This is a genomic window from Paenarthrobacter sp. JL.01a (assembly GCF_025452095.1).
GTDB lineage: Bacteria > Actinomycetota > Actinomycetes > Actinomycetales > Micrococcaceae > Arthrobacter.
Map to the genome: position 1 here is coordinate 4155899 of NZ_CP104877.1, position 23643 is coordinate 4179541.

Annotated in this window: 23 protein-coding genes; 5 read left to right on the top strand and 18 right to left on the bottom strand. The window is 63.6% G+C overall.

The window, feature by feature from the left end; genetic code table 11:
- Positions 1-80: 80 nt before the first annotated feature.
- Entirely contained in the window at positions 81-1931 is a 1851-nt protein-coding gene (locus tag N5P29_RS19775) for a glycoside hydrolase family 15 protein (RefSeq protein WP_262276472.1), read from the top strand.
- Positions 1932-2062: 131 nt separating this feature from the next.
- Here the strand turns inward: N5P29_RS19775 and N5P29_RS19780 are convergent, their stop codons facing one another.
- The gene (locus N5P29_RS19780; RefSeq protein WP_262276473.1) at positions 2063-2245 is read right to left on the bottom strand and encodes a hypothetical protein; all 183 of its coding nucleotides are present in this window, start codon (positions 2243-2245) and stop codon (positions 2063-2065) included.
- A gap of 236 nt (positions 2246-2481) precedes the next feature.
- On the opposite strand from N5P29_RS19780, the gene N5P29_RS19785 reads away from it, so the two are divergent.
- The 3 genes from N5P29_RS19785 to N5P29_RS19795 all read left to right on the top strand — a co-directional run bounded on the left by N5P29_RS19785 (position 2482) and on the right by N5P29_RS19795 (position 6792).
- Positions 2482-3882, top strand: coding sequence for a glutamate decarboxylase (locus N5P29_RS19785; RefSeq protein ID WP_262276474.1), 1401 nt, complete (start codon positions 2482-2484; stop codon positions 3880-3882).
- Positions 3883-3914: 32 nt separating this feature from the next.
- A complete protein-coding gene (locus N5P29_RS19790; RefSeq protein WP_262276475.1) occupies positions 3915-4772 on the top strand; it encodes a class II glutamine amidotransferase in 858 nt (285 codons plus the stop codon).
- A gap of 205 nt (positions 4773-4977) precedes the next feature.
- Complete coding sequence (locus N5P29_RS19795) at positions 4978-6792, top strand: HNH endonuclease signature motif containing protein (protein WP_410007886.1); 1815 nt, start codon at positions 4978-4980, stop codon at positions 6790-6792.
- A gap of 117 nt (positions 6793-6909) precedes the next feature.
- Here the strand turns inward: N5P29_RS19795 and N5P29_RS19800 are convergent, their stop codons facing one another.
- Positions 6910-8097, bottom strand: a complete 1188-nt coding sequence (locus tag N5P29_RS19800; protein ID WP_262276477.1) for a 4-hydroxybenzoate 3-monooxygenase — start codon at positions 8095-8097, stop codon at positions 6910-6912.
- A gap of 84 nt (positions 8098-8181) precedes the next feature.
- Positions 8182-8952 carry an IclR family transcriptional regulator gene (locus N5P29_RS19805; RefSeq protein WP_262276478.1) on the bottom strand — a complete coding sequence of 257 codons (771 nt, stop codon included), beginning with the start codon at positions 8950-8952 and terminating at the stop codon, positions 8182-8184.
- A gap of 207 nt (positions 8953-9159) precedes the next feature.
- On the opposite strand from N5P29_RS19805, the gene N5P29_RS19810 reads away from it, so the two are divergent.
- A complete protein-coding gene (locus N5P29_RS19810) occupies positions 9160-10446 on the top strand; it encodes an MFS transporter (protein WP_410007887.1) in 1287 nt (428 codons plus the stop codon).
- Here the strand turns inward: N5P29_RS19810 and N5P29_RS19815 are convergent.
- From N5P29_RS19815 to N5P29_RS19885, 15 genes are all read right to left on the bottom strand, one after another.
- A complete protein-coding gene (locus tag N5P29_RS19815) occupies positions 10430-10855 on the bottom strand; it encodes an Hpt domain-containing protein (RefSeq protein ID WP_262276479.1) in 426 nt (141 codons plus the stop codon). The two genes, N5P29_RS19810 and N5P29_RS19815, sit on opposite strands and share 17 nt — an antisense overlap.
- Positions 10848-11621 carry a signal peptidase I gene (locus N5P29_RS19820; protein WP_262276480.1) on the bottom strand — a complete coding sequence of 258 codons (774 nt, stop codon included), beginning with the start codon at positions 11619-11621 and terminating at the stop codon, positions 10848-10850. Before N5P29_RS19820 ends, N5P29_RS19815 begins: the two co-directional genes overlap by 8 nt.
- Before the next feature lie 111 nt (positions 11622-11732).
- Positions 11733-12341, bottom strand: a complete 609-nt coding sequence (locus N5P29_RS19825; RefSeq protein ID WP_262276481.1) for a TasA family protein — start codon at positions 12339-12341, stop codon at positions 11733-11735.
- A 243-nt stretch (positions 12342-12584) separates the two neighbouring features.
- Positions 12585-13826 (bottom strand): hypothetical protein, encoded by a 1242-nt coding sequence (locus N5P29_RS19830; RefSeq protein ID WP_262276482.1) that lies wholly within the window; start codon positions 13824-13826, stop codon positions 12585-12587.
- 172 nt (positions 13827-13998) lie between these two features.
- Positions 13999-14259: a GlsB/YeaQ/YmgE family stress response membrane protein gene (locus N5P29_RS19835; protein ID WP_262276483.1), complete on the bottom strand. Its 261-nt coding sequence runs from the start codon at positions 14257-14259 to the stop codon at positions 13999-14001.
- A gap of 74 nt (positions 14260-14333) precedes the next feature.
- Positions 14334-15245, bottom strand: coding sequence for a serine/threonine-protein kinase (locus tag N5P29_RS19840; protein WP_262276484.1), 912 nt, complete (start codon positions 15243-15245; stop codon positions 14334-14336).
- Complete coding sequence (locus tag N5P29_RS19845) at positions 15242-15643, bottom strand: hypothetical protein (RefSeq protein ID WP_262276485.1); 402 nt, start codon at positions 15641-15643, stop codon at positions 15242-15244. The genes N5P29_RS19840 and N5P29_RS19845 overlap by 4 nt, the downstream gene beginning before the upstream one ends.
- 101 nt (positions 15644-15744) lie before the next feature.
- Positions 15745-16266, bottom strand: coding sequence for a MarR family winged helix-turn-helix transcriptional regulator (locus tag N5P29_RS19850; protein ID WP_262276486.1), 522 nt, complete (start codon positions 16264-16266; stop codon positions 15745-15747).
- 76 nt (positions 16267-16342) lie between these two features.
- The gene (locus tag N5P29_RS19855; RefSeq protein WP_262276487.1) at positions 16343-17407 is read right to left on the bottom strand and encodes an FUSC family protein; all 1065 of its coding nucleotides are present in this window, start codon (positions 17405-17407) and stop codon (positions 16343-16345) included.
- A gap of 122 nt (positions 17408-17529) precedes the next feature.
- A complete protein-coding gene (locus N5P29_RS19860; protein WP_262276488.1) occupies positions 17530-18777 on the bottom strand; it encodes an Ig-like domain-containing protein in 1248 nt (415 codons plus the stop codon).
- Entirely contained in the window at positions 18774-19289 is a 516-nt protein-coding gene (locus N5P29_RS19865; protein ID WP_262276489.1) for a hypothetical protein, read from the bottom strand. Before N5P29_RS19865 ends, N5P29_RS19860 begins: the two co-directional genes overlap by 4 nt.
- 1 nt (position 19290) lies before the next feature.
- A complete protein-coding gene (locus N5P29_RS19870; RefSeq protein WP_262276490.1) occupies positions 19291-20139 on the bottom strand; it encodes a COG1470 family protein in 849 nt (282 codons plus the stop codon).
- Between the two features lie 100 nt (positions 20140-20239).
- Positions 20240-20695: a hypothetical protein gene (locus N5P29_RS19875; protein WP_262276491.1), complete on the bottom strand. Its 456-nt coding sequence runs from the start codon at positions 20693-20695 to the stop codon at positions 20240-20242.
- Between the two features lie 501 nt (positions 20696-21196).
- Positions 21197-22204, bottom strand: coding sequence for a lipoyl synthase (gene lipA / locus N5P29_RS19880; protein WP_262276492.1), 1008 nt, complete (start codon positions 22202-22204; stop codon positions 21197-21199).
- 17 nt (positions 22205-22221) lie between these two features.
- A complete protein-coding gene (locus N5P29_RS19885; RefSeq protein ID WP_262276493.1) occupies positions 22222-23622 on the bottom strand; it encodes an L-serine ammonia-lyase in 1401 nt (466 codons plus the stop codon).
- Positions 23623-23643 lie beyond the last annotated feature (21 nt).

The window sequence follows — 23643 nt, forward strand, 5'->3', positions numbered from 1 at the left end:
ACCAGACCCAAGACGCCCGGCCGAGTGCCGCCGTCGAGCCTGTCCCGCAGCTGCCAGCGACGCAGACTAGGATCTGTCCCATGGCGAGGATCGAGGACTACGCAATCATCGGGGATTTGAACACAGCGGCCCTGGTAGGACAAAGCGGGTCCATTGACTGGATGTGCCTCCCGCGGTTCGACTCGCCCGCCTGCTTCGCGGCGTTGCTGGACAAGCCCGAGGCGGGACGGTGGCTGTTGGCACCTGCCGGGACTCCCGACGGCGGCACCTGCACCCGCCGCCAGTACCGGGGCGACACCCTCATCCTTGAGACAGTGTGGGAAGTGGCGGGCGGTTCGGTGAGGGTGATCGACTTCATGCCGGTCCGCGACGACGCCGTGGACCTGGTGCGGATCGTCGAGGGCGTGTCCGGCGAGGTGGACATGCATATGGAGCTGGTCCTGCGCTTCGACTACGGCAGCGTCATTCCCTGGGTGCGTCACAGCAAGCACGGCATCAGCGCGGTGGCAGGTCCTGATTCGGCGTACGTCACTACCCATGCCCCGCTTGTTGGGCGCGACAACCGGACCTACAGCGATTTCACAGTCCGCGCCGGAGACAAGGTCCCCTTTGTCCTTCGCTGGGCTCCGAGCCATGAACGCGAGCCCCGCAGGATCGATCCCCTTCGGGCGCTCAATGCGACGGAGTCGTACTGGCTGGAGTGGATCGGCCGGAGCAAGATAGTGGGCAAGTACAAGGAGCCGGTAGAGAGATCACTCATCACCCTCAAAGCGCTCACTTACGAACCCACCGGCGGCATCGTGGCCGCCGCCACCACGTCCCTGCCCGAGCAGATCGGCGGACCACGGAACTGGGATTACCGGTTCTGCTGGCTGCGGGATGCGACACTGACGCTGCAGTCGCTTCTCGCCGCCGGATACACGGAAGAGGCATCCGCTTGGCGGGATTGGCTGCTGAGGGCCATCGCCGGGGACCCGTCCCAGCTTCAGATCGTGTACGGACTCGACGGCGCCCGGAGGCTTCCGGAGGCCGACATACCGTGGCTGTCCGGTTACGAAGGGTCAGCACCCGTCCGCACCGGGAATGCGGCGGCTCCGCAGCTGCAGCTGGACGTCTGGGGCGAAGTCCTGGACGGGCTCTCGCTGACCCGGGCAGCGTCCGCTGACGGGACCGTGGACAATTCCTGGGACATCCAGGTGGCGTTGATGGAGTACCTTGAAGGGGCCTGGGACCAGCCAGACAACGGACTGTGGGAGATGCGCGGGCCGCGCCAGCACTTTACCCATTCCAAGGTCATGGCCTGGGTCGCCGCGGACCGCATGGTCAAGGCAGTGAGGACCTCCGGACTGCCCGGCCCGCATGACCGTTGGGCGGCACTCCGCAGCGAAATCCATAACGACGTCATGACCAAGGGCTTCGATGAGGACCTCAACAGCTTCGTTCAGTCCTACGGCAGCAAGGAACTGGACGCGAGCCTGCTGCTGGTGCCCCGCGTGGGCTTCCTGCCCCACCGGCATCCGCGCGTTGCCGGGACGGTGGATGCCATTCAAAGGGGACTCACGGAGGACGGCCTGGTTCTCAGATACCGGACCCAATCCGGCCACGACGGCCTGCCCGGGAACGAAGGGGTATTCCTGGCGTGTTCATTCTGGCTGGTGGATGCGCTGCTGGGTATCGGCCGAAGCGATGAAGCCACAGAACTCTTCGAGCGGCTGCTAAGCCTGCGAAATGACGTGGGTCTTCTCAGTGAAGAATGGGATCCCCGCGCCCGAAGGCAGCTCGGCAACACCCCTCAGGCGTTCAGCCATTTCCCACTGATCCACAGCGCCTTGCAACTGCATCACGGGGAGGCACACAAGAGCGACACCCCCTTCGGCAGCGCCGGGCGCTCCAGCGGCTCTACGCTTCGGAATGATCCCCGTCTTCAGTAGCCTCACCCTTGTGGCGGGATTCCTCCAGATGAATGTCCAGCTTGCGTTCGGCTTCGCGCCTGCGTTGCCCGACGGTCCGCATCTGTTGGGTCGTTGGTGCTCCCGCATCCTCTGACGCAACGCCTGCCGGCTCAGCGGGCTGGTGCTTCTCTTGTTCGCCCATACGATGATCGTCCCATCGTCACTGCGTTTGCGATAGCGGCAATTGCTTCGCGGGCCGCGGTTCCAGTCACCGCGTGCGGGTTGACGTCGGCGCGTTCCTTGCGAACCTCTTCCTCCACCTCGACGTCGTCCAGCCAAGCGGACCGCATCACCAGGCATGGTTTCCAGTCGCTTATACGGGGAAGCTTCAACCCGTCAGCTTTAAGGATTTCTTTTCGGAAATTCCCAGGTATGGCTGAAGGCCGTCCCAGCCGCTTTCCGAGCCGTTTCCCAGGATTCTTGGAGGTGCAGCCGTTGAACGTTCGGAAAGCTTGGGTGAGCGACCCACGCCGGGTAGCGTGAGCGGCAGACGAGTAGCCCCGCGCGAACGAATCCAAGGAGCTGGCCCATGAGCAGAGCCCACCGCACGACCCACCACGAGCCGGACACCGCCGTCGAACTCAATCCTTTGTTCAGCAGGCCTGGAGAGTCCACCATCTTTCCCCGCTTCACCCTGCCCGAGGGCGAATCCCTGCCGGCCACCGCCTACCAGGTTGTCCACGACGAAGCGATGTTGGACGGCAATTCCCGGCTGAACCTGGCAACGTTCGTGGGGACGTGGATGGAAACCGAAGCGTCCGCCCTGTACGCGGAAACGTTCGACAAGAACATGATCGACAAGGACGAATACCCCCAAACGGCACTCATCGAGACACGGTGCTGGCGAATGCTCGCTGACCTGTGGAACGCGCCGGATCCTTCGAAAAGCATCGGCACGTCCACCATCGGATCCTCGGAAGCATGCATGCTGGGCGGCTTGGCCCTGAAACGCCGCTGGCAACACGCACGCCGCGCAGCAGGCAAGCCAACGGACAAACCCAATCTCGTGCTCAGCTCCGCAGTCCAGGTGTGCTGGGAAAAATTCTGCAATTACTGGGAAGTCGAACCCCGTTTTGTTCCGGTGTCCAACGAACATCCCACGCTGGACGGTCACGACCTGGACCAGTACGTCGACGAGAACACCATCGGCGTCGTCGCCATCCTGGGCGTCACCTACACAGGGTTCTATGAGCCTGTAAAGCTCATCTCGGAAGCGTTGGACGACATCCAGGCGCGCCGCGGCCTGGACATCCCCATCCACGTCGATGGGGCGTCCGGCGCCATGGTGGCACCGTTCCTGCAGCCCGAAATGGTGTGGGATTTCAGGCTTCCCCGCGTAGCGTCGATCAACACCTCCGGCCACAAATACGGCTTGGTGTACCCGGGCCTGGGCTGGGTGGTGTGGCGTGATGCGGAGGCCCTCCCGGAGGACCTGATTTTCCATGTCAGCTACCTGGGCGGAGACATGCCCACCTTCGCCCTGAACTTTTCCCGGCCGGGCGCACAGGTTCTCCTGCAGTACTACCTGTTCCTGCGGCTCGGCTTTGCCGGGTACAGGTCCGTCCAGGCCACGTCCCGCGACGTGGCGCTCTACCTCTCCAGCGAAATCGGGGCCATGGACGCCTTCACCCTGTGGAGCGACGGCTCGGACATCCCCGTATTCGCCTGGCAGCTCACCGAGGGTTACACAGAGCATTGGAACCTCCACCACCTGTCCGAACGCTTGCGCATGAACGGGTGGTTGGTGCCGGCCTACCCCTTGCCGGATGGATTGAGCGAGGTGACAGTCCAGAGGATCGTCGTCAGGAACGGTTTCACCCGCGACCTCGCATCCAGCTTCCTGGCCGACCTCACCAAAGCCGTGGGCTACCTGGACAGTCTCACCTCGCCCATGCCCACCGACAAACAGCCTGAGGGCTTCCACCACTGATTCACCTCTGACTCTTGCGACAGGAGGCCGCAATGTGCCGACTCTTCGGGCTGCATGCCGGTGCCGAACCAGTGCGGGCAACGTTCTGGTTGTTGAACGCGCCGGACAGCCTCTCGGTCCAGAGCCGGCGGGAACCTGATGGTGCAGGGATAGGGACTTTCGATGCCGCGGGGAATCCTCATGTGGCCAAGCAACCGCTGGCCGCATGGGAAGACCACGCCTTCGCCCGCGAGGCCCGCGACCTGAAAAGCACCACCTTCCTGGCGCACGTCCGTTACGCCAGCACCGGGGCCCTCACCATGGTCAACACGCACCCCTTCGAGCAGGACGGCCGGCTATTCGCCCACAACGGGGTGCTCCGGGGCCTGGAAAAGCTTGATGCGCAGCTGGTTGAGCGCGGGGCCATGGACCTGGTGCGGGGCCAGTCGGACAGCGAGCGTCTTTTTGCGCTGATCACGGCGGAGACCCGGGCCGCAGGTGGGGATGTCCGCGCCGGAATATTGGGGGCCGTCAGTTGGATCGCCGACGAACTGCCGGTGTTCAGCCTCAATTTCATCCTGACGACAGCCACCGACATGTGGGCTCTCAGGTACCCAGCCACTCACGATCTGTTCATGCTGGAACGGCGCCCCGCCCAAGCCAGTCCGCTCGATGCGCGAAGTGAACGGATCCGCTCCCGCAGCGCCGAGCTCTCCCAGTCCGCGCATGTCCTCTTTGCCACCGAACCCATGGACGACAACCCGGGCTGGCGACCCCTGGCGTCCGGCGAATTGGTGCATGTCGGACCGGATCTGGAGGTCACGTCCCGCGTCGCTTTCCCCGATCCACCGGCCCATCCCCTCACCCTCGCCGGCCTCGAACCAGCGGCGGCGGCTTCGCAGGCGCCGTAAGTCTCCGCGCCTCTGGCGAGCAACGCACGACGGCGGCCTGCCGCCGTTGGGGGGCCGCCGCTTGTCCACATAGGTTGGTTTGTCCACATACGGTGGGCGGGGGCTTCTGGGGTTTTTGCTGCGGTGACAGGCTTGATCCATGGATGGGGTTGCGCGGCTTGGTGGACTTGGGACGACGTCTCCGGATCCAGGAGGAGCGCCGTCGATGAGGCAGCTTCAGGAACCTAAGACGGCTTCCCCCATTCCGCTCGCGCCCGACCATGACTCTGCGGGCTTCCTGCCTGCGGATTTTCCACTATGTGCTCGTGTTCTGCCCCGGCTTGGTGACGGGGATGCCAGCAGCGTGACACCCGGCGGGTCTGCCTTGGATTCGGTCTCTTTCCTTGATGATGCGTCGGAGGCGTTGGCCGGTCTGCGTGGTTCTGCTGCGGCGGATGCGCTGTTGTTTGGGTTTGTGGAGGCGGCGGATTTCGCCGGCAGGGTCGAGGACCTGGCCCGGACGCTGGATTACGTGCAGATCGTTGCGGCCCAAGCCGTGGAACGGACCCGGAACCAGGAACAACAGGCGCAACGATCACTGGCACAGCCCCGGAAGGTCTCGGCGGCGGCCGCGCCGGAAAAGACCGGAATCCCGTGGCTGACCGGTTGGGCCGAACCCGCCGAACGCGCCACGGATTCCGCGACAGAATCGGCCACCGCCCCCGGGCGGGGTGCCGTGGTCGGAACAGGATCCGGATTGGGTGCAGGTGCAGGCCTTGCGGCGGGCGTGGGTGCTGGTGCTGGCGCTAGTGCGGGCAGTGTTCTTGATGACGGGTACCGGAACGCGGCGGAGTTCCTTCGGGCACGGTTGCGGATCGGCATCGGCGAAGCCCGGCGCAGGCTCGCTCTCTCAGCAGATGCCCTGCCCGGGACCGGAATGACCGGCCAACAGGTCCCCGCCCGGCGCGAACACCTCGCCCAAGCCCTCGCCTTAGCCCAGATACCCTCCCGGTCCGCCACGATCATCGCCACCGCCCTGGAGAAGATCCAACACCTCACCGACCAGGACACCATCACCCGGATGGAACAGGCCCTGACCCGCACAGCCACCCAATCCGACCCCGACTTCGTCACCACCATGACCCGACGCTGGACCGATCGCATCGACCAAGACGGCCCCGAACCCTCCGAAGAAGCCCTCCGCCACACCCAAGGCGCATTCCTGCGACGCCGACGCCGCTACGGACTCCACCACCTCGAAATCTTCGCCACCGCCGAACAATACGAAACCCTCACCACCGCCATGAACACCGCCACCAACCCCCGACTCACCACCACAGGGGCCGACACCACAGAACCCGGCACCAGCACCGGCACAGCAGACCCAGACACTGCCCCCGAAGCCAACCACGGTCCGGTACTGGACCGGCGCTCCCGGGCCCAGAAACTCCTCGACGGACTCGTCGGAGCCTGCGCCGTGGCCATGACCACCGGAAAACTACCCACCAACGGCGGACTCCGACCCCAACTCACCGTCACCATCGACCACCGCGACCTCCTCAACACCATCGAGCGCTACAACCACACCGGCTCACCAAGCAACCCCGGCATCAGCACCGGGACAGCGACGTTCACCGGCCCCCTGCACCCAAACACCATCCGCAAAATCGCCTGCGACGCCGACATCATCCCCGTCCTGCTCGGCACCGACTCCCAAATCCTCGACATCGGCCGCGCCACCCGCCTCTTCCCACCCCACATCCGCAAAGCCATCACCGCCCGCGACCAAGGCTGCGCCTTCCCCGACTGCACCATGCCCGCACCCTGGTGCGAAACCCACCACATCACCTACTGGTCACACGGCGGCACCACAGGAACAGAAAACGGCACCCTCCTCTGCTCCCACCACCACCACCTCATCCACAAAGAACAATGGCGCATCACCATCGACACCGGCACACCCCGGTTCATCCCCCCACCCCACATCGACCCCCACCAAACACCCCGCCGCAACCACCACCACACACCACAACGAACATAAACAAGAGCAGGAACAGGCATCAGCGCACGGCCGGATCATGCGGTACGACGAGCCGGGCAGGGGCGCAGGCAGCATGGAGCGCCCAAATAGACAATGCGCCGGATCAACGCGCCAGAATCAACGCGACGTCGGCCACCCTGTGTACGACTCCGCAAGGTAAGCCTTGGCGTGCTCGGAGGTGACCACTGAGTGCAGCTCGCCGAGTTGGCGGGCACGGTCGAAGTCATCGGCTCCCGGGACGGTGTGCAGCATGGACGTCATCCAATATGAGAAGTGCTGTGCCTTCCAGACCCGCTCCAAGGCGCGGTCGCTGTACGAATCCAGAAGGGCCGTGGAACCGTTGGAGTAGAAGGAGTCGAGGCCTTCGAACAGTACCTTGACGTCATGGATGGCCAGGTTCAGGCCCTTGGCCCCTGTTGGAGGAACCGTGTGCGCGGCGTCGCCGGCAAGGAAGAGGTTGCCGTGCCGCATCGGGGTGTGAACGAAGCTGCGGAAAGGAAGGACCATCTTTTCAAGGACCGGCCCTTCCTTGAGCTCAAAGCCGTTGCCGTTGACGCGCTTGCGGAATTCAGACCAGATGCGTTGGTCGTCCCAGTCAGCCGGATTCTCCTTGGGGTCGCACTGGAAGTACATGCGCTGGACCGTCTCGGTGCGTTGGCTGATCAAGGCGAATCCATCTTTGGAATTTGCGTAGATCAATTCATCGGAGCTACGCGGGGCTTCTGCCAGGATGCCGAACCAGGCGAAGGGGTATTCGTGGAAGTACCACTTGCGGTTGGCCTCGGGAATTTGGAAGCGGCAGTGGCTGCGCGATCCGTCGGCCCCCACGAGGAAGTCGGCCTGGATCTCGAACTCCTGGCCCTCCGAATCGGTGAACCAAACCTTCGGCTTGCCTTCGAGGTCGTGGACGGTAGTATCCGAAACACTGTAACGGACGTCGCCGCCGTCGGCCTCCCGGCGGGCAGCCAAGTCCATGAACACATCCGTCTGCGGGTACAACCACACGGACTCACCAACAAGTTCCTTGAAGTTGATGCGGTGGCTCTCGCCGTTGAAGCGCAGTTCGATGCCATCGTGGCGGTCGCCTTCGCGCAGAACCCGGTCGGACACACCCGAGTCCACCAGGAGGTTCACAGTACCGTGCTCCAGAATTCCGGCACGGACCGTTTCCTGGATGTCCTTGCGGCTGCGGATCTCCACCACCACGGATTCGATTCCTTGCTTGGCCAAGAGATGGGAGAGCATGAGCCCGGCCGGGCCTCCGCCCATAATGGCGACCTGTGTGGTGATCGGTGTGCGTGCCATGATTCCTCGCTTCGTTGCGGTTCCCGTCCTCTGCTGAACGGGTTTGAGCTTGGAATCAGTGTGCCTTCCGGGAAGTGAGTGGCATTACACCAATTCCATTGAACGGAAGTCGTGACTACTTCCCAGCTGACGGCCGATGCCCCGCGCCGCGGTCTGCAAAGCGGGCACCAACGCCTGCAGACGCATCTCAGCAAGGGGTACCACCACTCCCAGCGCGGCCACCGTTCTGCGCCTGGCGTCCATGACCGGAACCGCGATCCCCCAGGTGTCCGGATCCACCACGCCCGCCAACTGCGAATAGCCTTGCTGGGCGGCTTCGGCCAGGAGATGACGAACGACGTCGGCAGTAACCTTTCCGGCAGGGTCGCGGAATTGTTTGAGGTACTCCGCCTGCAGTTCGCGGGACTGGTTGGACATCAACGCAAGCCCGGCCGAGGAGATGTGGACAGGCATCCTCCCTGCGACCTTGGCACGGTTGGCCACGGAGCCCCGCCGGGAAAGTCGCTCCACAAAGAGGGCTTCCCAGCCTTCGAGTACCGCCAGATTGACGTTTTGGTTCAGTACCTGCTGGATGTCTTCCATGAACGGCATCGCTGCCTGGCGCAGTTCCAGTGTCGGTGAATTCCGGTTGACGAGTTCCCAGAGGCGCAGCCCGAGGCGCACGGTTCCGCCCGCCCCAAGATCCAGCAGCCCCTGCTCTGCAAGCTGGCGCACCAACCGGTGGGCGGAGGACAACGGCAGGCCAGCCCGCTCGGCGAGCTCGCTCAGCTGCAGCGAAGTCGCACCTTCCGGGAATGCGGAGATGACCCTGACCACCCGCTCCACCACGGAGTCGCCGGACGTTGAGTTGGCCACAGTTCGCCACCTTCCTGCACGCGCATCATTGACGCATGAAACACACTCAAGGGCGTCGAACGATGAGGCCCTCACTCAGGATCCAGACGCCAAACAGCCAGGATTCCATTCAATGGTAGAACGTGTGCGGCGTTACAAGGAGCAGTGATACAAATCTCGTAACCGACCGGTCGTTCAGGTGACCGGCACCCCAATAATGAGGACGCTATGCCAACGATGTCATCTGCCCGCCGCTCCCAATGGCCTGTCTGGCTTTGTTGGCTGGCCATGGTCCTGGACGGTTTCGACCTTGTGGTCCTGGGAACCGTCATCCCCACGCTGATCAAGACCGGCGAGCTTGGCTTTGACGCTGTGGGAGCCACCTTCGCTGCCACCATCTCCTTGGTTGGTGTCGGCTTGGGCGCACTCTTCATCGCACCGCTTTCGGACAAGTTCGGTCGCCGCAAGCTGCTGATCGCCTGCGTGGCAGGCTTCTCGATCTTCACTATCGGAGTGGCTTTTGCGCCTAACGTCGCCGTGTTCTCTGCATTGCGTCTTCTGGCCGGTCTTGGCCTTGGCGCCTGCCTTCCCGCGGCCCTGGCCTACATGAACGACTACGCCCCGACAGGCACGGCCGGAAAATCCACCACCAGGACCATGACCGGATATCACGTCGGCGCCGTCGCCACAGCCCTTCTGGCCATCATCATCGTGCCGAACTGGCGCCTCATGTTCATCATTGGCGGCGTTGCGGGCTTGGTGCTCTTGCCCTTCCTCTGGGCCAAGTTGCCCGAGTCACTGCCCGAAGCAGCGTCAACGACGGCGGGGCGGGAACCCAAGCCGGTGGCCGTCGTCGAGCGTTCCACCAAAGTCGCACAGTCCGTCAAAGCAGCACCCAGAACCGGTTTCCGTGACCTGCTCCAGAAGCCGTATCCGGTGGTGGCACTGGGCATCGGTGTGGCGTCGTTCATGGGATTGCTGCTGGTTTACGGTCTCAACACGTGGCTGCCCCAGCTGATGGCCGCCGCCGGATACCCCGTGAGCACGGGGCTGACGCTCTTGCTGGTCCTGAACCTTGGGGCTGTTGCGGGACTGTTCCTGGCTGGCGTCCTGGCCGACAAGCACGGCACCAAGAAGATCGTACTGATGTGGTTCGGGCTCTCGGCTGTATTCCTTGCCATCCTGAGCGTGAAGATCCAGAACGAGTTCCTGCTCAATGCCGCCGTTTTCGTGACGGGTATTTTCGTCTTCAGCTCCCAGGTGCTGGTGTACGCGTGGGTGAGCCAGCTGTTCCCCTCGACGCTCCGCGGAACCGCACTTGGTTTCGCCGCCGGAGTCGGCCGGCTCGGCGCCATCGTCGGCCCGGCCGTGACGGGAACCCTGGTTGCGGCCAATATCGCCTACCCCGCCGGTTTCTACGTGTTCGCCGCGGCGGGTGTGCTGGCTGTTGCCGCTCTCTTCCTGGTCCCGCACGAGGTCAAGAACACCGAGGAAGCTGTCAGGGCTGACCGCTAGCAGCGTTCCGGGGACTCCGGCAGGAGGTATCCCTGCCCGTCCCCAGAAGCTGCGGCCCGGCGGCAAAACACCGGTCGGTAGACTTCCTCAGCTCCGGGAGTGCCTCTACTGCCGTTTCGAAGTGGTCCTCCCGGATCATCATTTCGATGGCCCGGCACTGGGTTTCCGTTTCCACGGCACCCACCATGGCTGAGGAAATCTTGAGGCTGAGAACCGCGTCCATGCTGGCGTCGAGGTCGTGCCGTCCCAGGCCATTGGACAACTTGTGGAGCCGCCCGGGCAGCATCGCAAGATAAGTGGAGAAGAAACGCAGCGCCAGCCGGGAGTCTCCCAACTCGTCGGCCAGCGCCTGCAGCCTGCGCGGTTCCAGCGGATTGGAGCCGGGGGCGGGTGCCGGACGGTCACTCACCGCTTGCTGCCTGGGTCTGTGCAGCGCCTTCCGGCGCCGTCTTGCTGGGGTCTTTGGTCCAGATGGAAGCCAGCATTCCGATCACCAAAAGGGCCGGCGCGCCATACATCAGGGTGTTCAGCACCATCGGTTCACGGAGGGCGCGAATGGCGTTGCCCACGTAGGGGATGGTCGCGACCTGCTTGTCGACGGTCTTGCCCTGAAGCGTGGCGATCCAGGGATCGAGGCCGTTGTTGGCGTCGCCCTTGGTCTGCACGGCGACACCACCGTCTGCGGTGGTCGTGATCTCGACGATGCGGTGGGTTTCCACCCGCTGGTCCTCCACCGGGATGTGGTACGTGATGATGTCGCCTGCTTTGACATCCTGGATCGGCGTCGGAACGGTCACCACCACGTCTCCCGGATTGATCAGGGGAGACATTGATCCTGTCAGCATGGTGGAGGTCTGGTAGCCCAGGACACGGGGCCCGATGGCCAGAAACAGGAACACCAGCGCGCCCAGGACCAGCAAACCCACTCCGATGACCCTTGCCACGGCACCGGCAACCCGGCGGAGGGGGCTTTTTGCTGCCGCGGCTTCGGTGCCTTCGGTGACAGTCTCGAGGGGGGTTACGACGGCGGGGCTTTCGACGGCGGGGCTTTCGACGGCGGTGTCGCTCACGGCGGTGGCGGTACCTTTCCGGGCAGTGGCCTTGGAAGCCGAAACGTTCGCAGCGGAACGCCGGCCGTGGAGTGCTGGTCCGTTGAGGGTCTCGATGGCGCTCATGTCCTGGCGTTCCTTTCGTTCTGTGGAGATTGCTTTTGGGATAGCGGAAGCCGTACCGGCGGACCTGATCGGGCAGGGGGGCGCCCGACCAGGCCCGGCGGGGCTCAGTGGTTATTTGGTGGTTTCGGTGCGTTGGGTGCCGGTGAAGGCGAAGGCGATGGTGGAGGTGGCGCCTTGGAAGGTGTTGTCCGCGGTGGTGGGGAACGCGGTGGTGACTTTGAGGTTGTCGGTCTTGGTCGAGGTCAGGGAGGTGAGGTTGTTGAGGACCTTGTTCGCTGTGATGACCGGGGCCGAGGCCAGGACGGTGGTTTTGGTTCCGCCGCAGGTGTAGGGGGCTGCCGCACCGGTCCAGGCAACACTGCAGTTTTCGATGGTCAGTTGCAGGCCGTTGGTGGTGTCGGTGGTGAGCAGGGATCCGGTGGCTCCGGCGGAGGTGGTGAGGGTGACGTTGTTCAGGTCGGAGTTGCCGGTGTTGGCCAGGGTGACGAGTTTTTCGACTTTGTCACCGGGGAGCAGTCCTGCGATGGGGACGTTGAGGGTGTTGGCGGGGCCGGGGGCGCCCAGGGCGATGGTGACGGTGCCTGCGGTGACGGCTTGGGAGGCGGAGGTGGAGGAGGTGAACGCGCCGTAGGTTCCCATGCCGGCGACGGCGGCTGCGGTGCCGACCAGTGCGACGGAGGCGAGGATTTTTCCGGTGGTGGTTTTGAGGCTGATGGCCATGGGGATCAGTGTTCCTTTCCTGTGGCCACCGTGAGACCGGCCGGCCTGTTGTTCCAGCCTGTGTGGCTGACAGGAATTACTTTGCCGGGCCTGGATCAAGAACAAATCCTGCAAACCCGCAACACTTCCTCAGGAAAACCTCAAGAAAACCGCAGCACCATCAGCACCAGGTGAAACACCCATTTTGAGCCCTGGAACTGCACCGGGAACGGGCCGCCAGAGCGCTGTCCGCCGCATTGAATGTCAGGTGTTCAGCAGCCCAAGCACCGGCAAGGCAACCGCCGTCGACAAAGCCATTGCGGCAGTATTGCCGATCACCGGGTGGAATCCGGCCGGTAGCCGCGAGGAGATCGCCCGGGCGATAGGCGGGGCGAGCAGTGCCCCCAGCACTGCTCCGCCGATGATCCCCGTCCACGAACCTCCCGAGGCCAGGACGGCAGCAGGGGCCACCGACACCACGGATGCGTACGTCGCGGCCCAGCCCTCGTCCCGGTACCAGCGCCGCCACAGGACGACACCCACGGCTGAAGTCAGGGCTTGCGCGAACAGGATGTGGGGCAGCAACCCGGAACCGTACGACGGCAGTCCGGGATCGATCACGAATGCCGCGGACACACCCAGGATCACTCCCAGAGCGGCCAGTTCATTGGCGAAAAAGTGCGTTTCCGTGAAGTCCTTGAGGACGCGGCGTGCTGCCCGGACGGCGTCATTGAGGACAGGTCGTTCAGCGTCCGACGGCGGGTGGTCACCTGCCGTTGCTGGCTGCGTTTTCCGCAGGGCAAGCCAGGGCAAGTGCCGGGCAATCGAAAAGGCGATGGCCGAGCCAGTCGCCATTGCCAGGACGCAGCCGACCACAGGCGGCAAGCCCAACGGGGTGGACAAAACAGGGATGAAGAACAAGGCCAAGGGCGTCACGATGCCGGCTCCCAGTACCGCCCCTGTGAGACAGCTGCGCCATCCCCCACCGTAGAGGAGGACCATGGCGGGCGCGACGCAAACGAAAGGCACGAACGTCGGCTGCCAGCCGCCGTCGAGCATCCATCCGAACGCGAGGTTGGACAGCAGCAGGCTCAGGGAGGCAGCGCCCAGCGCCCAGGGCCAGAGCCCGGTGTCATAGGTCAGCGAGCCCGCCCACCTCTTGCCCGAACGGCCAATCCACCACGCCAACGCGGCGCCGGCGAGCAGCCCGAGTGCTGCCACCTCCGACTTATAGAAAAGGGGTTCGGTCATGTCTCCGAGGATCCGTCGCAGGCTGGAAAGCAGGGGGTCGTTGGGCACAGAGTGGGGCGAAACCGCCCCGGATGGCTGTTGCGCCAGGAAGTGCAGAACCAAGGACAACAGACCCACTGCCGCAGCCATGCCGAACGCCCCCAATGCTGTGCCGGCCGCGCCGTAAGCCTGCGTCGTTTCAGAAGCCAGGGTCGTTTCAGGGCCCTCTGTTTCAGGTGCTGAGGCGGCAGATGTGTCGGCTGAAGAGTGCGTCATTGGGGACCCTTGGCGTGCGGAAGCGTGGTGACTTCGAGTAGCGTAGCGAAACTGTCGACGGAGCCCGCAGTCGTCTCCCTACGGGGTATTTGTGACCGTAAAAAGCCCCCGGAAAGCAAGAAAAGGCCCTGGTCCGCGGCGCAAACCGCGGAGCCAGGGCCTTCCTGGAAAGCTAGGCCTTCTTGCGCGTCAGCAGTCCCCAGACGATGAGGACCAGCAACGATCCACCGATGGCAAGAAGCCACGTGGAAAGCGACCAGAACTGGTTGATGCCGACGTTGAAGAGCGCGCTGCCGATCCAACCGCCCAGGATGGCGCCGACGATTCCGAGCAGCAGCGTGGCGATCCAGCCACCGCCCTGCCGACCGGGTTTGATGGCCTTGGCGATGGCTCCAGCAATCAAGCCCAAAACAATCCAACCGATGATGCCCATTTTCCATTCTCTCTTTCTTAGGGAGGTCCCAGTCCGGCAGGAAGATGCATGCCGGACCTTGACCTGATTGATGGCTACCAGCTGAGTCGTCGGAACATTCCGATAACTTGGCTGGCAGACGGCCTGCCGGCAGGTTCAGGGTCGGTCATGGCATGAAGCACCATGGACCAGCGCCGCCGGACCGTGCCGGGAATTCGGGGTTCCCCGAGGGTCCTTGCAACCATGGACTCAAGGGGAGGGCCAGGAAATGCTTTCGTCCCGGTCAGGCACTCGAGGGCGACCAGACCGAGCGAATAGATATCGCTGGCAGCTGTGGACGTTCCGCCACGGACCTCTTCCGGGCTGAGGTAATGCGGGGTGCCGGAGGACGAGGACGCCGTGGAAGGACCACCGGTGATGGCGATGCCGAAGTCGGTCAACTGCGCTACGCCGGGGCCACCCGGATCGCTCGCGAAGTTCACCAGGATGTTGCCGGGCTTGACGTCGTTGTGAACAATTCCCTTGCGGTGGATGTAGGCGAGTGCCCGGGCAATGCCGCCCATCCACTCCGCTGTCTCACGCGGCGAGGCCGGCTGCTGGTGCAGGATGCTCCGCAGGTCCTTTCCTTCCACCAACTCCATCACCAGGAAGTTGCGGTTCCCCCCGCCGTGCTCTTCCCCGGTGGCGCCGGAATCGAGGACCCGGACGATGTTCTTATGTCGCAGGCGCCCATGGATACCCACTTCCCTGCGGAAGGGGACATCGCTGACGGGATCAGGGTTCCGGAAGATCTTGATTGCCACGGCATTGCCCGTGTGGAGGTCGAGCGCCTCTTTGACATAGGCTTCCGAGCCGCCACCCAGGGGGTCGGTCAGGCGATACCGGCCGGCAATCACTACTTCCGGCTGCGCCGCGGCTTCGCGTTGCAACACCACTTCCGGGTGCACAGCGCTTTGACTCGCGGCCCCGCGATCAGCGCGGACAGCCGCAACGTCGAGCGTTGTCATCCGAGGAGGGTTTCGATTTCGGCAGCAGGGACTCCTGCTACCTCTGCAAGGGCACGGGGGTTGACTCCGGCGTCAACGGCCTTCTTGAAGGCCAGTGCAAGGGTGTTCTGGGAGATGGCCAGCTCGTGCTGGAGGCTCTGCCTGCGAAGTGCCGCGATCCATACGGCGCTCACGGGATCCAGGGCATCAATGTCCATCCGGAAACCGCATCCGCAGGCCCATTCCGGCCAGATGGGTTCCACCGAGACCCACTTCATTGCGTCGTAGGCCGGCCCGGCGGAGATAGCCATGTGCGACCCGCAGTGCACTGGTCCCATGGGAACCAGTTGATCCGTGAGAACTTCCACGGCGGTTTCAGCCGCTGGTGCGGAGCTTGGTTCACGCAGCGAAACTGTCATCGTTCTTCCACACATTCACTAGTAAGTAGCTTGGCTATCTAGTTATATGTGTACTTATGAATAATGTCCAGTCCGACCTCCTCACTCAGGCCCGCTTCCCGTCATGCAGCAGCGATGCCGTCGATCGCCTTTCTCATACGCCGGAGGAACTCCACTACCACCGCAGCATCCTCGCCGCTCAGCGATTCAGCGGCGTCCATCATTCGGGCATGCATCTCCCCCAGCGTGCTGCGCACCTCCTGGTCCGAGCCGGGGGTGGGGCGCAAAATGAGGGCGCGCCGGTCGGTCGGATGGGGCTCCCTGACCACGTATCCCGACCTCACCAAACGATCGACAAGCGAAGTCATCGAAGCGGACGTTACGCCGAGCCGGACAGCCAGCTCCTTAGGCCCGACCTCGCGGCCGGCACGCTGGGCTTCAAGAAGGTACCGCAAAGCCAGCAGGTCGGTTTCGCCCATTCCCATGGATGCGCGCGTCCGGCGCCGCATCTCCGCTTCTGCGGTCCGGTAGTCCCTGAGCGCATTCAGGACGTCCACAGCGCCCATCTGCTTGCGGCTCTCCAGCCCGTACCAATAGCCCTGACGTTCACTTATATCGGTCATCACCAGTCCTTTGGTAGACATGTATCTCGCTTGTCTAACCAATTAATACTAGACGATGTATTGGTTTATGGCTGGTCGAGTGACCAACGCAACTCGGTCAGGAGGCGGCGCGACGAATTCCTGCACGGTGCCAGAGGGCCGGAGCCACCACCACGGCCGCACCGACGGCGGCACCAATGACGGTCTCGACAATCCGGTCGCGCAGCAACAGAGCGGGATCCACCGGAGCAGCCAGAAGCGTGGCGAACAACGCCAGCGGCGTCACGAACACCTGCGCCACGAGGTACTGGCGGGCGATGAACATTTCCGCACCAAACTGGCACACCGCAATCACCAGGACCATGACCCACGGCGCGGGATTCAGCCACAGAATGCCGGCCAGCAGCACGAGCCCAAGCACAGTACCCGCAATTCTTTGGATGCCGCGGCTGACCCTGTGCCGGGTTGAGTGGCCCACCAGGGGAACCACCGCCGCAACCATTGCCCAATACGTGTGACCGAAGCCGAGCCGCTCCCCCACCAGCGTCGCGATCGTTCCCGCCAGGCCGGCAGCCACCAGATAACCGCCGCCTTCCAACCAGATCGCCCTGCGCTCGGCGGGGATGTGCCGAATCGGCGGCGGACGTTTCCACGGAGTTCTGTGACTCTTGACCACGCGGGCCGACATGCCGATCGCAAGGCAAAGAACCGTGGTCCCCACAGCAACCAGAAGGGCTTCCCCAAGCGGGGGCTGGGCCGGGATCGAGGCGATGGCGGCGAAGGCGAAGATGTGAAAGAGCGAGCCGCCCGGCCGCAAACGCCATGCAGCCACCACCACCGAACACCCGCCCGCAACCAGGGTTGTGGCAGCGGTCAGAAGCCATGAATACGTCACACCTTCGATGCCCCAGGAATGAGCAAGCCGGGCGGTCAACGTCGCCAGGAGAATGACGAAAAGCATGAAGCCACCGGCCCGCAACTGACTCCGGAACCGGACGCTATGGGGTTCGTTGCGCCCATAAATACCCGTAAAGGCACCAAACGAGGCAAACACTGCGAGGTCCAGGCGGCCGATCAGCATCAGCGTGATCAGCGGGACGAACACACCTACTGCGCAGCGGAGGGCGGGATGGTGGTCCTTGTTTCCAGGACCCATCGTGAACATTTCCGCTACAGCCTTCAAGGGGCGGCTCGCCTTTCGTCGCAGGATCAAACGTACGACGGCGGCGCTGGCGTCCGCTCTCAAGGTTACGCCCGGGCTGCTGGGCTACTGCGGCTTATGGGGAAGATAGTGCCCCACGTCACCTAGAAGCGAGACGGAGTTCCTGACACCGGACCGGTACCCAGCGGATTGGCCGCCACGTCAGTCAGCTGTCCAACCGGAGTGTAAACGGCTGGGAACTGGTTGCGGCTGGCGTTGCTCGGAGTTCCCGTCACAGTTGATCCCAGGGTGACGGTCAGCGTCTTGCTCGTCGGGTTCCATACCAGCTTGGAGTCGCCCGAGTAAGTCAGGACCGTGGAGCCATTGTTGTACGAGGCTCCAAGCGTCACGCTTCCGACCGATGAGGATGCGCATCCGGGAGTGGACAAGGTCATCACGCTGCCCGTCGAGATATTGACCTTGACTTGGCTGTCACCACTCAGGGTCTGGCCAGTGTTGCTGGTCCACGTACTGCAGATGGTACTGGCCGTGAGTGGCTCGGAGAATGTGATGGTCACAGTGTCGCCCGTGTCGATCTTGCCCACTGTGCCGCCGGTGCCATTGCCAAGCTGGACGTTTGTCACAGTCGGGGCTGTCGCATCCTTGGACGACGTCGCCGTTCCGGCGATGCTGACGTTTCCGGCCGCGTCCGTGGCTTTGGCCGAGTAGTTGATGGTGCCGTCGGCAAAGGTCCTGACATCAACGGGCGAAGCCGTCCAGTTCCCTGAACCATTCACCGCCAAGGTCTGCGATATCGGCTGGCCACCCGTACCTGAAACAGTGAGGGTGACCGACGAGTTGGCCTCTGCGGTGCCACTCACCGGAACCTTGTCCGCGAGGGCCGCATTGATCACGGTGACGGCGCTGACCACCGGGGCGTTGGGTGGCGTGGTGTCCGTAACGGGGGTGGTCCCCGCACTACGGACGCTCTCGGCGCCCTGCCAGAGGGACAACATGGGCGTCACAGCGTAGTACCAGGTCCCGGCCGGGACGTTGGACTCAGTGCAGGAAAGAGCCGAAATCGTACCTTGGCACGTTCCTGTGGCAGCCATCCGCGTACCGCCGCTGAGCGAACTGTAGCGGCCGATGCTGTAGCCGGTCACTGACTTGCCGGCCGCCGTCGTACTGGCCGCCCAATTGACCGTCACGGTGGTGCCGGTCACGATGGTGGTCGGCTTTGCCCCTTGCGCTACGGAATCGGCCTTTGCGGCGCCGAAGCCGCTGCTGACGGAACCCCAGAAGGCGCTGGCCGCAGGGCCGGCAAAGGAGATGAGGAGCATGCCCAAGACAATGACCATGAAGCGGTTCCACCGCCCCATGGTGATGCGCGAAGGCTGACGGTCCTTGCTCACTTCCGTACCTCCAGCGTCACGGGGATGGCGAATTGGGCGCCTTGGCAGGCAGACATCGATGCGGCACCCATGCTTGCTGCACCCTGCAACGTCACCAGGATGGAGCTGTTTGCCGCGATGGAGATGGGCGGGCTGAGCGGCGCGGCGGGGGGCGTGAAAGTTACTCCGGTGGTGGTGCAGGATGCGTGGGCGTCGTCGACAGAAACAGGCCCATTGGCTGTGAATCCGTAGATCGTGACCGCATGGGGATTGGGGTTCGTGGCGCGCACCAGGACGTCGGCGGTTCCTCCGGGAACCAAACTGGTTTGCAAGGTGTCCCCCGTGACCAGCGCGCTCACCGTAACGTTCTGCATCGTGCCATTGGTAGAGGATCCGCTCCCGACGCCGGTAGCGGTCCAGTAGGCGTAGGCCGTTCCAACCCCACCAAGCACAAACAGGGCAACAGTGGCTGCAGCGGTTCGTGCGAGTCGGCCTGTCGGGGCCATCCGCGGTGTCCGGACTGTGGTCTTCATGTCAGTTGCCTTGTCCCGTGCCGGAGTACGTGAGCTGGATGGTGGCGCCTTTGCAGCCATCCTGGAGTTTTGGAGTGTCCAGCATCGTGATCCGGGGCCAGCTTGATTCCGGCACGCCGAGGGCCGAAAGCCCCCGATTGCCCGGTTCAACAGTCAACGGGTACGCGCCGGAGTACTGGGTGAGTTTGTAGTCAGCCGTGGTGCAGGGAAGGTTGGCCGCTATTGCCGCCTGGGTGCGGACCACCTGGCTGATGGAGACGGAAAGATTGGTCACGGCGATGCTCTTTTTCTCCGGGTTGGAGATCTGCAGCTCCAGTGACCTCGAAACACCGGGGGCGAGCGACCCGTTCACGGCCCCTGATACGCCGAAATTCCTCTTGACTTCAAGGACCTGCAATTGGCCGGGTGCCGTGTTGGACACGACCGTTCCGCTGCTCGCCTTGACCGTGAAATCGGTCTTGGCGACCGGTGTCGTGGTGGCAGTGCCGACAGTCAGGTTTGCCTGCGCGGTGGCTCCGGAGGTGAGGTTGACCGACGCCGGCGCGAAGGTCGCGGTGGCCCCGCCCGGGAGCCCGCTAACTGTGAACGTTACTGTTCCGGCGAATCCACCTGTTGATGTGGCGGACACCGTGAACGTGGCGGCTTGTCCCTGGTCAACCGTTCGGCTCGACGGCGACAACGCCACAGTGATTCCGGCCGGTACTTTCGCAGCGCTCCCCTGCCCGCCCGACTGGCTGTTGCTGGCGGCGAGGGCCGCAACCGGCGTGACGGCCACCAGCAAGGCCAGCAGCAACGCACGAATGACTCCACCTCGGTGGAACGGTACGGTGCGCTCTGGGCGGTGGTCCATGGAAGCTCTTTTCGGACGTTGGCTTGGGTGCGTTGGGAAAGCAGGGTGGAAGGGGTGAGCCGGGGCCCGCCATCACAAGGCGGACCCCGGCGTCGAGGTTTTAGACGCTGCCAACGGTGACCGTCACGATGGCCGACTTGCAGGCATCCTGGTTGACGGTGGTGCTGTCGTTGAACTTCAGCGTTCCGGTGCCCACCTGCGTACCGGTGGTGTTTGCTGCCACGGAGCTGTTCGACGTGACGGCAGTGACCGCAAACCAGGCGGGCAGACAAGCGTCCACATTGGTGGTCACGCTGGCGGTCAGGGCTCCGACCACAGTGCCCGAGGTGGTGGAGTTGTCAGCGGTGTACGTCACCGGGACAGAGTTTCCCGGAGCGAGGCCGCCCGCGAAGTTGGCGTGCAGGGTGACGGTTCCGCCGCCGGCCGAGTTGGTCGCAGTTCCGGTGCCTGAGCCTGTAGTGGTCCAGTAGGCGTAGGCGGCTCCGCCACCCACTGCTACCAGTGCGACGCCTGCGACCGCGGCGGTGATCCGGCTCTTCTTGGAAAGCTTGCGCATGATGTGACTCCTTGGTTGGTCTGGTCCGGGGAGCCGCTGTGCAACCCCCAGCATCCGTCCGTTGCTGGCGGATGAAGCGATGCACCCAATGGTTCAGGCATGGCAAGTCCGATGGCTACGATTCGGAATACCTCAATTTTTCGTTCGAACAACGTCCCTCACATACCCACCTGCGGGATGCGAGTACTCGCCTTCTCGGGCAGGACTACTTAGTAAGGCTGCTGTCATCCCTGCCATGGCGGGACCGGCGGTACTCGCCTTCTCGAACGGTGTCCATGGAGTTGACACCACCTCTGCGTGGGCCCCGCTCGTCAGTCCCGCGTCGCTGCGCGAACATTGTGCTCATCTTGAGCAAAACTTGCGCTGGTGTTCGATGGTTTTGTCACCCTGTCTTACACCACGACGGCGGTCGGTCGCCGTGTTAAGGCGACCGACCGCCGTCGTAAAGTTGCTTTTCTGGCCAGGCCGGCCACCGCCCGCAGGATTCCCTGCAGCGCAGGTTCAGTGGTGGGCGGCGAGGATGGTGGAGGCTTCCTGGCGGGTGGTGCCGGAGGACTCGATGTGGGCGAGGGCTTCGGGGATGTCCCAGCCCTTTTTGCGCATGGCGGTGGCCCAGAGGCGGCCGGCGCGGTAGGAGGAACGGACCAGGGGCCCGGACATGACGCCGAGGAAGCCGATCTCTTCGGCTTCGTGCTGGAGGTCCACGAATTCCTGGGGTTTGACCCAGCGGTCCACGGGCAGGTGCCGTTCGGACGGGCGCAGGTACTGGGTGATCGTGATCAGGTCACATCCGGCGGCGTGCAGGTCGCGCAGGGCTTCGGAGATTTCCTCGCGGGTCTCGCCCATGCCCAGGATCAGGTTGGACTTGGTCACCATGCCCAGGTCCCTGCCTTGGGTGATGACATCCAGGGACCTCTCGTAGCGGAACGCGGGCCGGATCCGCTTGAAGATCCGCGGCACGGTCTCGACGTTGTGGGCGAACACTTCGGGTTTGGAGTCGCAGATCGCGGCGATGTGTTCGGGTTTGCCGGAGAAGTCCGGGATCAGCAACTCCACCCCGGTGCCGGGATTCAGTTCATGGATTTTGCGGACCGTTTCGGCGTACAACCACACGCCTTCGTCTTCGAGGTCGTCACGGGCCACCCCGGTAACGGTCGCGTAGCGCAGCTGCATGGCCTGCACGGAGCGGGCGACCTTGGTCGGTTCGAAGCGGTCCAGCGGGGACGGCTTGCCGGTATCGATCTGGCAGAAATCACAGCGCCGGGTGCATTCGGACCCGCCGATCAGGAACGTCGCTTCCTTGTCTTCCCAGCACTCGAAAATGTTCGGGCACCCGGCCTCCTCACACACCGTGTGCAGGCCTTCCTTCTTCACCAGATTCTTCAACCCGACGAACTCCGGACCCATCTGGACCTTGGCCTTGATCCACTCAGGCTTACGCTCAACAGGAACCGCCGAGTTACGCTGCTCAACACGCAGCAACTTGCGGCCTTCAGGGGCGAGAGTCATGTGAGGTGCTTCCTTGCCTAGCATTCGACGACGTTGACGGCGAGGCCGCCCATCGCTGTTTCTTTGTACTTATGGGACATGTCCTTGCCCGTTTCCCGCATGGTCACGATGACCTCATCCAACGAGACCCGGTGCGTCCCATCACCCCACAACGCCATCTTCGCCGCGTTGATCGCCTTCGCCGCAGCAATCGCGTTCCGCTCAATACACGGAATCTGCACCAACCCACCAATCGGATCACACGTGAGCCCCAGGTTATGCTCCATCGCGATCTCCGCCGCGTTCTCCACCTGCGCCGGGGAACCACCCATCACCTCAGCCAACCCCGCAGCAGCCATCGACGACGCCGAACCAACCTCACCCTGGCACCCCACCTCAGCACCCGAAATCGACGCCTGCTCCTTGTACAAAACCCCCACTGCGCCCGCGGCGAGCAAGAACCGCACCACCACATCGTCCTTATCGGCCTGGGTGGCCTGATCCATGCCCGGAGCGTAATTCAACGCATAGTAAAGAACAGCCGGGATGATGCCCGCCGCACCATTGGTCGGGGCCGTCACCACCCGGCCCCCGGAAGCGTTCTCCTCATTGACCGCCAACGCGATCAGGTTCACCCACTCCTGCCAATACTTCGGATCGTTCCGGTCCTTGTCCTCCTTCAGGAGCCGCTCCAACCAGTCAGGAGCACGACGACGGACCCGCAACCCGCCCGGCAGCACCCCCTCACGCTTCAGGGACGTTTCAACACAGGCCTCCATCACCGACCAAATATGCAGCAGACCCTCCCGGATCTCTTCCTCCGACCGGGACGCCCGCTCATTGATCAACATGATGTCGCTGATGCCCAAGCCTTTGGATGAGCACCGGCCCAACAACTCCGCCGCCGTCCGGAACGGCAACGGCAACTCCGCCTTGGACTCCTCCAACTCCGCCCGGGCCGTGCTCTCCTCACCCTCACGCACAATGAACCCGCCACCCACCGAAAAAAACGTCGCCTCCCTCAGCACCGCCCCCTCAGCATCAGAGACCACGAACTTCATCCCATTCGTATGCCGCGGCAACACCGTCAACGGATGCAACACCATATCCGCAACGCCGTACTCCAGCAGGACTTCTCCGGCGAGATTCAGCTTGCCGGTTTCCTCGATCGACGCGAGGCGTTCCTCCACCTCATCAGGCAGGATCAACTCCGGTTCGTAGCCTTCCAGACCCAGCAGCGTGGCAGTGAACGTGCCATGACCTTTGCCCGTCGCGGCCAAGGAACCATACAGATCCACCCGCAACGACGCCACGGCAGGCAGCACGCCGGATTCACGCAGTTCCCGGGCAAACACCGCCCCGGCACGCATCGGCCCCACGGTATGCGAGCTCGACGGGCCAATACCCACGGAGAACAGATCGAAAACACCAACAGCCATAGCCGTGATCCCTTTCAGGGA